This is a genomic window from Bacillus sp. 3255, from assembly GCF_031456485.1.
Taxonomy (GTDB): Bacteria; Bacillota; Bacilli; order Paenibacillales; family NBRC-103111; genus Paenibacillus_E.
This window is the reverse complement of the sequence record NZ_JAVDUS010000007.1, coordinates 84,467-98,721: the sequence shown is the minus strand read 5'-3', so window position 1 is coordinate 98,721 and position 14,255 is coordinate 84,467. Positions and strand designations below refer to the sequence as shown.

At 51.3% G+C, this 14,255-nt stretch carries 8 protein-coding genes; 3 read left to right on the top strand and 5 right to left on the bottom strand.

The genetic code is table 11. The features are described from left to right. Positions 1-152: 152 nt before the first annotated feature. Positions 153-1,313, bottom strand: a complete 1,161-nt coding sequence (locus J2X61_RS12690; RefSeq protein WP_310188157.1) for a glycoside hydrolase family 88 protein — start codon at positions 1,311-1,313, stop codon at positions 153-155. Positions 1,314-1,735: 422 nt separating this feature from the next. On the opposite strand from J2X61_RS12690, the gene J2X61_RS12685 reads away from it, so the two are divergent. Both J2X61_RS12685 and J2X61_RS12680 read left to right on the top strand, forming a co-directional pair. Continuing rightward, complete coding sequence (locus tag J2X61_RS12685) at positions 1,736-6,352, top strand: CBM96 family carbohydrate-binding protein (RefSeq protein ID WP_310188336.1); 4,617 nt, start codon at positions 1,736-1,738, stop codon at positions 6,350-6,352. Next, a complete protein-coding gene (locus J2X61_RS12680; protein ID WP_310188155.1) occupies positions 6,352-6,540 on the top strand; it encodes an S-layer homology domain-containing protein in 189 nt (62 codons plus the stop codon). Before J2X61_RS12685 ends, J2X61_RS12680 begins: the two co-directional genes overlap by 1 nt. A gap of 116 nt (positions 6,541-6,656) precedes the next feature. On the opposite strand, the gene J2X61_RS12675 is transcribed toward J2X61_RS12680, so the two are convergent. From J2X61_RS12675 to J2X61_RS12660, 4 genes are read right to left on the bottom strand one after another with little or no spacing between them, the layout of a single operon-like run. Further along, positions 6,657-8,951 carry an AraC family transcriptional regulator gene (locus J2X61_RS12675; RefSeq protein WP_310188154.1) on the bottom strand — a complete coding sequence of 765 codons (2,295 nt, stop codon included), beginning with the start codon at positions 8,949-8,951 and terminating at the stop codon, positions 6,657-6,659. Between the two features lie 31 nt (positions 8,952-8,982). Further along, positions 8,983-9,867: a carbohydrate ABC transporter permease gene (locus J2X61_RS12670; protein WP_310188153.1), complete on the bottom strand. Its 885-nt coding sequence runs from the start codon at positions 9,865-9,867 to the stop codon at positions 8,983-8,985. 27 nt (positions 9,868-9,894) lie between these two features. Then, entirely contained in the window at positions 9,895-10,866 is a 972-nt protein-coding gene (locus J2X61_RS12665) for an ABC transporter permease (RefSeq protein WP_396135442.1), read from the bottom strand. A gap of 28 nt (positions 10,867-10,894) precedes the next feature. Further along, positions 10,895-12,520, bottom strand: a complete 1,626-nt coding sequence (locus J2X61_RS12660; RefSeq protein WP_310188152.1) for an extracellular solute-binding protein — start codon at positions 12,518-12,520, stop codon at positions 10,895-10,897. A 254-nt stretch (positions 12,521-12,774) separates the two neighbouring features. Here J2X61_RS12660 and J2X61_RS12655 point away from each other — a divergent pair, with 254 nt between their 5' ends. Next, a complete protein-coding gene (locus tag J2X61_RS12655; protein WP_310188151.1) occupies positions 12,775-14,250 on the top strand; it encodes a sulfatase family protein in 1,476 nt (491 codons plus the stop codon). The last annotated feature ends 5 nt before the right edge of the window (positions 14,251-14,255 follow it).

The window sequence follows — 14,255 nt, the reverse complement described above, 5'->3', positions numbered from 1 at the left end:
TTTTATCGTATCAAAAAAGCAGGATCAAGTAAATGCAATCATCTTTAGGGTTTTCCTGTTGAACAAGTGCAGTAAACTTTTAAATAGAAAAAAAAGACGGTTCATTTCTATATAAATAATAGAAATAAACCGTTCATTGGATTCCGCTTCTCCTACCACAAATACAAATCGTTGCCCTTCAATTTGAACACAGCTTCAATGAAATAATAATCCCCATAAATAATAGCTGTATGTCGTTCTGGATGATGATACGCCGCCGAAGCATGTGTCAGGATGCAATCATACTCTGTGGTCCAGTCGGTTCGGGATGCATCCAGAGTTTGCAGCAGCTTCAGTGCTGCGCGAACATACATCCCCCGCTCGCGCTCGCCCACGGCTTTGGCGATTTCCAACAACCCGCAGGCTGCCACAGCCGCCGCCGTGGAATCCTCGTATGTCGGCTCCATCGGCTGCCGGAAGTCGATCGGAATGATGCCATTCTCCGGCATATTCGCCATAAAATAATGAGCCACGCGCTTTGCAGTGTGCAGATAGTCCTCTTTATGCGTATGCTGGTAGCTCATTATGAAGCCATAGAGGGCCCATGCTTGTCCGCGCGTCCATGAAGACCCCTCCTCATAACCCTGTCCTCCGTAGGTTTTCACTACACCGCCTTCGAACGGATCAAACTCCACGATATGGTTTACCGACCCGTCCGGACGGACGAAAGCTGTCATCGCGGTATCCGCATGCCGTATGGCAATCTGTCTGAAACGCGGATCGCCGGTTTCTTCGCTTGCCCAGTAGAGCAGCGGCAAATTCATTAAGCAATCCACGATCGCCCAGCCCCTGGTATCCTGCTTCTCAGAGTCGTTCCAGGCACGAATAAAACCACCGGCCAAATTAAACCGTCCCGCAAGCAAGTTAGCGGCGTGCAGCGCTCTTTTGCGCGATTCCGGGTTCAACGTCACTTTATAATTCGCCACACTCGTCGGCAGCCACATAAAACCTACGTCATGATGCAGTCCGTAAAATTGCCGGAAGCACTCGTCGAGCGCATCTTCAGCAAAGCCCGCGATTTGTTTGTACTTCTCGTGGCCGGTTTCGTGGTACATCAGCCACATCATGCCGCCCCAGAAGCCGTTGGTCCACCAATTGATTCCGTCGGTCGTTTCGCCTGTCGGATTGTCAATGATCCGATTGTCGTGTACGCCGTGTACTGTCGTATACGGAATTTTGTCGGCGGATTTCTCGCTGACCCACGCCATTTTGTCATTGATCTTGCTAACCACATGCGCTAACCAAGCTTGATCTTGCGTTTGCAATTCAAACATCGTTGTACACCCCTGAGCACAGATTCTTATTCATATCCATCTTACCCGGCGAGCATTCGCCATGAAATCCTCCATTTCATGTACGCATCATCCAAAACCAACCCCCTGCCGCATGTTTCCTTGGTCCGGAAACCCTAAAGTCGTATTTAGACGATAACTATACGCCTGAAAACAAGGCAAAAGTCGGGTTTCGGCGATCTGCCCATGAAACCGACGATTCCCAATCGCTCGTATGCTGGCTATGATAGACGAGTAACGGCCGTTACAGTGTACAGAGGTTCTCTGCGAATCAGCCATATATGCAAGCGCTTGCACAACATGGCGATATACACCCTCAACTCAGTGACATTCATGGAGGTTTCCATATGACACTATTTTTTAGGCAAGCAACGTATAAGGAGGTCCGCCGTCTATTGAAAAAAATGAATCTGCGTTACCCGAAAGCAATCCACTTCGCCTTTCTATCGATCCTGCTGTGTCTGCAGCTTGTGCTGCCCGCACTCGCCGCACCTCAGAGAGCCTATGCTGCCTCCACGGGGGTAAGCAGTATGTCCGATGCCGATTTTTTCGGCCTCTGGGATCCGGCAGCCAGTCAGTGGTTGACGCCCGGCAAACTCAATTATGCCGCTTTTCCGGCATTAAGCGCTGTACAATCCCGCGTTCAAGCCGGTAATTACGCGCAAGCGGAGGAAGAGCTGCTGACCTATTTCGCCAATCGCAGCACGCGTACGATTCAAGGCTATGAAGACAGCTCCTTCAATCCGAATATGCTGCCGATTCTCATGGATCATATTATTACGCCTCTGAAAGAGTTGTATCTGACGACATTTACGGTCTCGAATACACCCGGCACGTCCAGCTTCGATATGCTTTCCAAGGTCAATAGCGCTCTCAGCGCCGACAAAATGCTAAGCTTCATGCTCATGGGGCGCTACAAAAGCGCTGAGCCGGCTATGCTGTACAGCCGTGAACAGAACTGCACCCTGACACCGATTGACTCGTGCCAGCCCCTGCTCACCGTGCAGTATACGAACAACTCCGGTGCCCAGACCGCGACCTTGCTCCCGACGATGGATACGTTCATTCGCGGCAACGACTCAAGCATTCACGCCGGCGAGCCGCTGCTCCAGGTGCTTGAATCAGGCGCACCTTATGATTCGAATACGCGCAAGGCGTATCTCAAATTCGATTTGAGCGCCATTGCCGGTACGGTCACCGGCGCCACCTTGCAGCTATCCGGTTACTCGGAAGAGGAGGGCGGCACGGATGTGATGCTGTACCAAACGGGAGACAACGCATGGGATGAAGCGTATCTCACTTACGCCAATCACAGCGGCAAAACGTTCTCCTGGCAGGGTAATCCGGACGGCACCGACTGGGTCGGCCCTGCAACCGGTATTGCAGATCAGCAATATGCGATGCAGATTACCAATTTCAACTGGCTGAATCCGCTTATCACCGCTTATGCCTTAACACGGACGGAGAGCTATGCGGCAAGCTATCTGGCTTATATGCTCGATATCATTCGAGATGGCGACGCTTCCTCCCTGACGGAAGGCGCAGGCCGATTCCCTTTGACCTTCCAGGCTTCGATCCGCGCCGCCAACTGGGTGAAGGCTTATCACGTCCTTCGGAGCAGCAGCTCTTTAACAGCCTCCGCCAATACCGATCTGCTCAAAACCTTTTGGAAAAAAGGCGCGCATTTCGCAACGCCGGAGGGCTACGATCCCCGCAACAATCACGGGGCGTTTGAATTGCAGGCATTCTACAGCATTGCCGTCTATTTTCCAGAATTCACTGAATCCGCATCTTGGCTGTCAATTGCCAACAGCCGCTTCGATTCGCTGATTTCTTCCTTGAACTTCAGTGACGGCTCTTATTCCGAATCAAGTGCGAGCTACACTGTCGCTTCTGCCAATGCTTTTCTCGTATCCAAGGAGCTGGGCAACCTGAATGGCATGTCGTTCAATTCGACCTTTGATTCCTATCTGCTGGGGATGGGCAAGTACTTGGCGGATATGGCCTATCCGAACGGCATCCTGCCCCTCTTCGGGGACGGCAGCTCCTTGGACATCAAAGCGATCGTCAAACAGATAGGCGATCTTTACGGGGACAGCGGCCTTCAGTACGTCGGTACCGCAGGTGCGCAAGGAGCACCTCCCGCTTATACGTCCGCTTACTATCCGGTAAGTAATACCGGTATTATGAGGAGCGGTTGGTCGCCGAACGACCGGTATTTGTTTATCAATACCAAGCAGCAAACCTCGCATCGGCACCCGGATGACAACGGCATCGTCTATTATGCGAACGGCAGGCCGCTCTTGGTTGACCCCGGTGCCTTATCGTACAGCGATGAGCCCGTTTCCAACTGGTTGAGATTCTCGACGGAGTCGCACAATACGATTGAAATTAACGATACGGCACAAACCACAGCCGAAGGCTCGCTGCAGGATTGGGCCGATAACGGCAAATTCAATTATGTCCAGGGCGTCACCCGAAATGTGCCCGGGTTTACCTATGTGCGGGACGTTCTCTTTCTGAAATCGTCCTACTCCATCGTTTCGGATTACGTGCGGGCCTCTGGCGGCAGTAATAAGTATCAGCAAACTTGGCACTTTCTACCGTCTGCGAATCCGGCTCTCGCTGAAAGCAGCAAAAAGACAAACACCAGATTCAACGACGCCTACGGTAATATGCAAGTTGTGCCGGCTGACCCCGGCCAGCTGACAGCTTCCCTTGATCATGGCTATTATTCCCAAGCATTTTATTCCGTAGCGGATGCCACTTATACCTCCTACTCCAAACAGGTAACAGGAGATGTCACCTTTGACACGATCTTGTATCCGACCGCAAGCGGAGATAACCGGGATGTGCAGGTGAACCGGCTGACGGTTGCGCCATCCGTAGCAACCACTGTGGCAAGCGCGCTGAAAATCGATCATATCGGAGCTGCGGGAACGTCCGGCTACTACTATGTATCTCATGAAGAAATTCCACGCTTTGTGCGCAGCTTCGATACGTTCACGTTTGACGGGAGACTGGCTTATGCGGAAAAATCATCGAACGGCACCGTTCAATCAGCCTTGCTGAAATCCGGCTCTACATTTGCCGCCAGCGGCACGAATCTCATCACCTCAAACATGATGATCGACAATATCGCCGTAGATTGGAATGGCTCAACCGTAGAGATCAACGGCTCCAATCTCGTCGCTGCAAGCGATCCTCATGCAGCCGGTGCGATCGCAATTAAAGCACCGGGAGCCACTGCAGTGAAATTAAACGGCACCCCGCTGACGAACTTTACGATGTCGGGCGACGAACTGTATGCGGTTGCCGTGCCTGCCTGGTTGTCGTCCTCCTCGATCAGCGAAAAGGACCTGGGTGCCGGCCATACCGGTGTCCAAACCATAGAATTTGATTTCATCCCGACAGGAAGGACGAACGGCGCCGTGATTGGCTATACAGGCCAATCGTCAGCAGCAGGCAGTGACGCCGATCTTCCGATCTCGATTTCACTGGATGCGAACGGTACGTTTAAAGCTTGGAACGGTACGGGCTACGCCCGAACGTATCCTCTCACGTACACAGCCGGGGAATCCTATCACATCAGCATTTTGACCGATCTTGCTTCTAAGACGTACAGCGTGTTCATTGCGCCAAAAGACGGACCCGAGGTGCAGATTGCGGACCATTATGCTTACCGTACCGGCGCCCCGGCCATTCAAGACATCGGCAAGCTTGTTATGAAGAGCACGGCAGGCGATCCGTTCCATATCTATCGTCATACCGTTCGGGATGCGGATTATTATACCATCGCGGTTGCGGCGGACGCGCATGTGAACATGGGCAAGACGACCAGCAACTACGGGGCCGCCAAAACGATGGAAATCCGGGGTTCTGCAAATCCGGTTTCCGTCAGGAAAGCCTATTTGCGCTTTCAGCTCTCCGATCTGCCGACGGATGTATCGCCGGAGTACAGTAAGATGATCTTGACCTCTGCCACATCCGGAACGTCAACCGATCAGCTTCAAGTGGTCAGTGACGATACTTGGGAGGAATCGACGCTCCTGCCTGCGGGTGCGCCTTCCGGAGGAGCTGCGTTCACCTCCTGGAGCACACCTGATGCAGGCCAGCAAGCCGTCGTGGATGTCAGCGGGCAGGTACTCTCCGAGCTGGCTGGAGACAAACAGTTGAGCCTGCTTCTTTCTTCCCCGACGAATATCGGAATATCGCATACTTACTACACAAAAGAGAACGGCAATGGCAGCCAAGCGGCCAAAATACGGGTCTATACCAAGAGCCGTACGGGATACGTACTCGGCGCAGAAGCAGACAGCTTCGTTGCCGGCGCCACGCCGACAACCAATTACGGAAGCAATGCGTCACTGCTGGTTAAGAGCCCTTCAACACCGAGAGAATCCTATCTTCGCTTTGATTTGTCGAAGGTGACGGGAACGGTTACATCCGCCAAGCTGCGTCTAACCTCAGCTGCAACAGGAACCTTTACCGATAAACTACAGTTGGTCAGCGATGATGCTTGGGGAGAAATGACGATCACCGACAACAACAAGCCTGTCATGAGTGATCTGCTAGGATCTTGGACCGTTCCGGCAGCTAACCAATATGTCGATGTCGATGTTACGGAACAGGTGATCAGCGAGCTGGCCGGCGATAAGAAAATAAGTCTGGGGATCACCTACATGACCAGCAATGTGATTCATTCCTACTATGCCAAGGAAAGTGCAGGATTAGGACCGCAGTTAATTATCTATACGGAGAAGCAGCCGCTGGCTGCTCTCCCGTATCCTGCAACGTTCAGCGTCAACTTTGAAAGCAATGGAGGGTCTAGCGTCGGCAGCCAAACGGTTGATGAGAACGGCTTCGCCGCCGAACCTGCTGCACCGGTGAGAAGCGGCTACACGTTTGGCGGGTGGTTTAACGATGAGGCCCTGACAACGCCATTTTCCTTCGGTACGACCGCCATCGCCTCCAGCACCACACTATTTGCCAAGTGGCCACAACTACGACTTATCAGGTGATGGTCAACCGTACGGAGGCAGATCCTGAGATTCCAGTTTGGGCCGGGAGCGCTGTGGCCTCAATAAGCAAGCTCGGCATCCTGCAAGGCCGGAACCTGAACCGCTTCGAGCCGCAGGCTCAGGCTACAAGAGCTGAAGCCATTATTCTAATGCTTAACATCCTGGACCATAAGCAAGCGAAGCCATAGCAATGAAACAGAGCTCTTCTTATCTCCCGAACCTTGGGAATACGAAGAGCTCTTACTAACTACGCGAACACCAAAAAGGCTGCCCCATAGATCGTCGACCTGCGGGGCAGCCTTATTCAATGCTTCGCAATACCTTTGAGCATATCCCGGTACATCCCGGGCGTAATGCTTTCCACTTTTTTAAACGTGCGGATAAATGTGTTGGAGCTGTAAAAGCCGACCTGTTCGGCAATTTCCTTAATGGTTAGCTTGTCATCGACAAGTAACTCTTTGGCCGCTTGAATTCGGGTTTTATTCAAGGCGTCCAGCAGGGTGTCCCGGGTGTGCTCTTTATAAACGCGGGTCAAATAAACCGGGTTCATGCCAAAATGCTCCGCGATCGCCGCCACGCCGAGATTCGCTTCCTGGTAATGAGCCTGCATATATGCCGTCAGGTCATCGACGAGGCCCGAAGGCCGATTTTTTTTCTGGCTGAGATCGCCGGTAATTTGCTTTAGAATTTCGGACAACCCTCTTTGGATATCGTTGACGTTCTCGGATTCCAACAGACGCCACAGAGCCTGCTGCTGATCGGACATGGAAGACCGGTTGTAGTCCGCTTCATATAAAGCCTTCATCACCGTACCGGCCATATCAAAGAGGAAGCAGCGCACCATTTCGATCGGCAACCTTTTATGCACATGCATCGCTTCGAATACTTCGTCCAGCAGTGCGAGCGCCAAAGACGTCTCCCCCACTTTGATAGCCGTGATAAGACGCTGTTCCTTCTCCCAGGTAAACCAGTACTCCGGCTCTTGGCTCTGCAGCTGCTCATACTGAATTATTTCGGTGCTGCCCATCAGCATTTTGTACTCCATCGCTTTAAGCGCTTCTTGATAGGCTGCAGGGATGCCGCCGGTCGTTAGATGAATGCGGCTGATTGATGTCGTGAACAATATGTTGAATTTGCGCTCAATGAGTTGTCTCGCTTCTCCGACAATTCGGTACAGCTCCTCCTGCACCTCCTCATCCGAGCCGCTCTGCACATTGATCAGGCAGGCCAGCATATCGTCCAAATCCGTCATATAAGCGACATGCCGTTGTCTGCACATTTCTTCGACGATATTGCCGACAATCATTTGCACGAACCTGTGTTGATGCTCGGCATCCTCATGAGGCTGACGGAACATCTCCGAATAATCCTCGATCAGAATGAGCATTACTGCAAACCGCTCGCCGGCGAACGTAATCTCATGTGTCTCCAGCGCCTCGCGCAATGGGAAATTCGGCTCTAGCCTCCCTTTCATCAGCCGTTCAAACAAATAGTTGCGAAGCATTTTATTCTGCTGATCGAGCGCGTGAAAGATGAGCGAGTACTCGTTCCCCGCTTCGGCAAGCGAGAACTGCGCTTGATTGGACAAGGAGCGCACCAGCTTATTCACCGGATGATAGCTGCGTCTTGCCAATAGATAGGCCGCTGCCGCTCCGAGCAACAGAGTGGCCAGGAGCCCCAGAATCGTCAGATTGCGGATGTAGGACGATTTTTCCTGAAACACCTGCACTGGCAGCACCGAAATATATTTTAATTTCGCGCTGTCCGAGGTGATATAGGAGACGGCCATTTTTTCTCCGTCCCACGTTTCGTTGACCATCCCGCTCTGTTCGGTCAGCCGGTCATACGAGATGGACGCGGGCAAGCGCATCGCCTTGGTCGAGGCCAGCACGACGTTGTCTTCCGTCAGTATGAACACGGAGCCTTGATTAATCCAATTCATTTTCTGAATCGGCGCTTGGAACCGCTCCATTTCGAGCACGACAACACTCGTGCCCAGCGGCTCTCCCCGGTCTTCAGCCGGAAGGGAACGCATATACAGGATAGCTTGCTTGGTAACGCCCACATCGTTGGTATACGGATATACCACCAAATCCCCCACGTACTTTCGGTTCAATAAAGCGTCCCATTCCTTCTTCGTATTGCTGCCTGTCGCATGGTGAGTTTGAAAATAGTCATCCGGATCATAGACCGCACTCTGTGAAAGCAGGAAGTTACCTTTGCGGTAATACACATATGAATCCGTGACCATTTCATGTGCTACCATCAAGCTCTTGAATTCCTTGAGCGCCAGCGTAATGGAATACCGTGTCTGCTCGGTGAGCGGCTGCTCTGCATAGAGAAGTCCCCTGACTTGCGGAAGAAACGCTTCCTGGACGCTCATCCGGTTCACATTGTCAATCTGTCCGTCCAGCACTTGCTTAACCTGTTCTAGCAGCGCTGCATTCGCACGGTTTATTTCCGTTTCCACCAGCTGACGGACCTGCAAATAGACGAACAACCCAATTAGAATCGGAATCAGCAGAATGACCGAATAGGATAGAAACCAAGACCATAAGATGCTAAAGCGCCTGAATGTAAAACGTCCCTTCAATGCCATTTCTGCCGTCCCCTTCACATCATCCTGTACGTTACTCTTTGATGGCTCCAATCATGACGCCTTTTGCAAAATATTTCTGCAGGAACGGATACACGAACAAGATCGGAGCCGTCGCCACGACAATCGTCGCATATTTAATACTCTCACCGATCGAATATTTATCGTCAGCGCCAGAAGCGGCGCTTGTCATCGAATCTACACTATTTTGCAGGAGAATTTCCCGCATAATCAGCTGCAGCGGATACAGCTCTCTGTCCCGCAGATAGATCATGGCCGAGAACCATGCATTCCAATGTCCGACGCCATAAAATAAAATCATCACGGCCATCGCCGGCATGGCAAGCGGAATGACGATACGGAACAGCACGGTGTACTCGCCGGCACCGTCCATCTTGGCAGACTCAATCAAGCTCTCCGGAATTGCCGCAAAAGCAGTGCGAAGCACGATCAAATTCCAGGTCGAAATCGCCGTCGGCAAGACCAGTGCCAGGAGGTTGTTCCCCAGATGCAGTGTATTATACACGAGCAGATAAGTGGGAATCAATCCGCCGGAGAAGAACATTGTGAAAACGACGGCGATCATGAGCGGACGGCCGAACATGAGCCCTTTACGCGACAGCCCATAAGCGCCTAACGCCGTCAGAAACAAACTGAGCAGCGTGCCGCCGATCACGACGACAAGCGTGTTGCGGTAGCCTGACAAAATATTCGGGTTGCTCAGCACCAGCTTATACGCCTCCATTTGGAAGCCGAGCGGTTTGAACAGGAGCCCCGTATGACTGACCAGCAGCTCGGAATTGCTAAAGGATGCAATGACAACATAAAGAAGCGGATACGCCGTAATGACGACGAGCAGACTTAACGCGATGACATTACAGGCATCAAATACAACGGAGCCGGTTGACTTTTTAACCACAGCAGGTTCACTCTCCTTTCCGGTTATTTACCATAAGCTAGTTTCGTTTAATTTGCGGGAGATGTAGTTGGCGCTGATCAGCAAGGTAAAGTTAATGACAGATTGGAAAAGTCCCACAGCCGTCGTAAAGCTGAATTCAAAGCTGCCGCCAAGCCCTTTACGGTAAACGAAGGAATTGATGACATCCGCCGTTTCGTACGTATTTGGATTATAGAGCAGGACAATCTTCTCAAACCCGACATCCATCATATGCCCGATTTGCAAAATAAACAGAATGACGATCGTCGGCATAATGCCAGGTATCGTAATGCTTGTCAGCTTGCGGAATCTCCCCGCACCGTCGACAGTAGCCGCTTCATAAAGCTCGGGATTGATGCCTGATAAAGCTGCCAAGTAGATGATGGAGCCCCAACCGACTTGCTGCCAAATGCCCGAGGACACGAAGATCGTCCGGAAGTTATCCGCCTGCGAAAGCAGGGCGGTTTGCTCGCCGCCAAACAAGGTCACGATGGACGTAAGGAATCCGTCCCGTGAAGTAAACTGTGCGATCATCCCGCACACGACGACAAGCGAGATAAAGTGCGGCATATAGGTGACGGTTTGTACGAGCTGTTTAAACCATTTTCGAGTAATTTCATTCAGCAGCAAGGCTAAAATAATTGGCGCAGGAAACGCGAAAACAAGCTGATACAAGGAGATTAGCAGCGTATTGCGCATTAATCGCCAGAAATAATACCCCTGGAAAAATTCCTTAAAATGCTCGAAGCCAACCCACGGGCTGCCCCATACGCCTTTCACGAGATCAAACTTTTTGAAGGCAATGACCGCACCGTACATGGGGCCGTATTGAAAAATAGCGTAATACAAAATAACCGGAATCAGCATCAAATAAATGGCTCGGTTCCGGAAAAGATCTCTAGCCGCGAGTCGGAAGAAGCCCGGAATGGGGGCATCCCCCGGCTTCCGAACTTGACCCGCGGCAGCACTTGAAGAAGGCATATGCTGCACAATACTCACCTCTTATCCGTTATCTCTTGTTGAAGCGATCCACTGCAGCTTGCTGCAGCTGAATTGCTTTTTCGATATTCATTTTCTTCATTTGATTTACATATTGATCGAAGTTTTCAACCGGTTCCGCACCCATAATAAATTTCGTGTACATTTCGTCGCTGTACGTTCTGACTTCCGCCATAATTTTAGCAAGCTGCTCGGATTCTTCCTGCGTCGCGCTGACGAGCGGCATCTTCACTTTATCTGCGTTATTCTCGAATTTGCCCCATACTTGAATGGATTCTTTTTGCTGCTTCAACTCGTAGAACTGTTCCAAATAGCGGTCATCGTTGACAAACCCCGGTGACGGATAGTTGGCGCGCGTGAATTTCGTCAGTGCCAGGGAGATCGCAAGCTTATCCGGATTTTTCAGAATGAGATCGGTATATTTCGGATAGCCGTTCTCCAATTTGTAGGTTTGCCCCTCTACACCGAAGCTCTCCAGCATGTGGCCTTCTTCGCTGAACATGTAATCGAGCCACTTGACCGCTTCCTCCGGATGCTTGTTCGATGCGGAGACCGCTACGCTGCCATCCGGTCGGTAGGCCACCTGCTTATTGACAAAACTCGGTTGATCTCCTTTTTTCAGAACAGGATACTGGGCGGCTGCCAGATCATATTTCGGATCCTTCTCAGATCCGCCTTTCAAATATACGCCGATAGAGCTGCCCGCAAAGCCAAATACCGCGCCTGACTTACCGGATGTCATCTTCGCGTCGATCGTTTTCTTATCGTTGGCGCCGAAGTCCGGATCGATTAACCCTTCTTTATACCAGCTGCGGAGGAATTGCAGGTACTCCTTATAAGCCGGCTCCAACGGCCCGTATTTCACTTTACCGTTATCTAGGTAAAAGTCACGTCCGATGCCGAAAGCTCCCGCGATAAAATCATTCGTTTTATTGGCATCCGCTTTATCGATATAAGTCGTATAAGGAGCTGCTACGCCTTTTTTGCTTTTAAATTCGCGCAGCACCTTCGTCCACTCGTCCAATGTTTCCGGAACAGCCAGTCCCAGCTCATCGAGCCAATCCTTCCGGACCAGTGGTCCAGAGAACGTATTCACCTTACCGATGCCAAGCGATGGTATGACATACATGGTCCCGCTGTCTGTCTTCACTTGCTTCGCTACCTGCGGATTGTCGTTCAAATATTTCTTGAGGTTCGGCGCGAACTTATCGACCAGATCGTTTAATTTGATAATAACCTTATCATTAATGGCCTTCTCCGGGCCGCCGGGATATGCCAGCCAGTTGTATTCCATAAGATCCGGCAAATCTTTGGAAGCGATCAGCAGGTTAAACTGTTCTTTCTCATTCCCTTGCGGCGGGTGGGAGAAGTCCGCGTGAACACCCGTGCGTTTCTCCAATTCTTTATACATCTCAACCTCGCCTAAATTTTTGACAACAGCAGCCGCATTAGGATTCAGCGGTGACCAGTATTTGAAGCTGATCTTCCCTTCGCTCGTACCTTGTGGTGTTGAAACGCTTTCAGTTGTAGACCCTTGATTCGCACATCCCGTTAACAAGCTTCCTACCAATGTACAGGTTAGAAGCAAACTTGCCTTTTGCTTGCCGCTTAATCCGGATTGTTTTCGATGTGGCATGTGAAGTTGACCCTCCCTTTTGTGGCTCCGTGTAAGAGCGATTACACAATTTATCTTAGCTAGCCACCATGGCTTAAGAAATCCTCGAAATCATCGATGCATCATCCAAATCCGACTTTTTGCATGGCCTGATTCTGTATATATCGCCCATTTGCCATATCCGCTTTGCGCGCATTGACAGCGTTTCCGGCTCACTCGTAGAGTGGAGATAGAACGCCATGTATGGCGATTCTACGAACAGGAGATGATCTACTATGACTCAACGGCCAAAGCCGCATATCGTCGTCATCATGGCGGATCAATTGCGCGCAGATTTCATCTCGGCGCATGTCACGCCGAATATTCACAACCTATCACAGGATAGTGTCCGATTCAACCGGGCTTATTGTGCGTCTCCCCTCTGTGTACCTGCCCGCGGTTCATTCTTTACAGGAAGGTATCCGAATCAAACCGGTTGCTTGATTAATCCGTGGGAGGAGGAAGATGCGGTTCACGGTTATGTGCAACGCGGTACTCCGAATCTCTATCAGCTTCTTGAAAAAGAATGGGATGCCTGGCACACGGGCAAGCAGCATTTGCTGACCGAAGACCGGTTTGATCGGGCGGAAGGGTCACTTATTCACTGGCTGCCGCTCGAGGGGCGGTATGCCCGATATTTAAAGGAACGAGGTATCCGTACACCTGGCGGATCGGCGTTCCAAGGTATTGTGCCGGAAATGGCTGGCGGCACAACGACCCGTGCGGTCAAGTATTCCATTCCGGCCACCGGCTGTTACGAAGAAGGTTTCGAGCCCTTCTTTGACGGATTTATTTTGAAAGATACGCTGGAGGCCTTGAAACGGAGGGATCGAACGAAGCCGCTCTTCTTGAGCGCCATGTTCCTCGCTCCCCATCCTCCGCTCGAGATCCCGGAGCCTTGGTATTCCATGTTCAAGCAGGATGATCTCCCGCTGCCCGAGAATGTTGGGGAATGGGCACCGGGTCAATCGCCGTTGCAGCTTTACAATTTAACCGGTGCTGTCGGCACCCGGTATACACGTGAGGATTGGCACCGGGTCTGGACCGTGTACGCCGGGCTTGTCCGGCTGCTGGACGATTGCGTCGGCCGTATCGTTGAGGAGCTGAAGACGCAGGGCATTTATGACGATACCTTGCTTATTTTTACCAGCGATCATGGGGAAATGCTTGGTTCCCACTCCTTATGGCAAAAAATGTGCATGTACGAAGAGTCCGTGCGTACGCCGTTGATGTTGAAATTCCCGGCAGTGTCGCAGACGGAACCGCACGATGTGGATGAACTCGTGAGCGCGGTAGATCTTATACCGACGATCTGCGAGTATGCAGGGATAACGGTACCCAATGGCGTCGCTGGCGTTTCCTTACTGCCGCTTCTTCAGGGGCAGGCTGCCTACCGCGAACGCATCTTTATCCAATTCGACGGCAACGGCGCGCGAGGGAATTTTCAACGCTGTGTGATTGAAGGCGACCACAAGCTGATCGTAGACATGTTTAAGGATGAAATCTACCTTGAGTTATATGATGTGGCCGGAGATCCACAGGAACGAAACAATCTTGCATTTCTACCCTCGCAACAAGAACGGGTACTAATGCTGCTAGGCCATCTACAGGAACACATGAAGGTAACAGGAGATCTGTTGAAACTGCCGGAAGGTGTGTATGAAGAATTTATTGCGCGATATTCGAAGTTTTCGGGAATTGGTATAGGATGAATGAT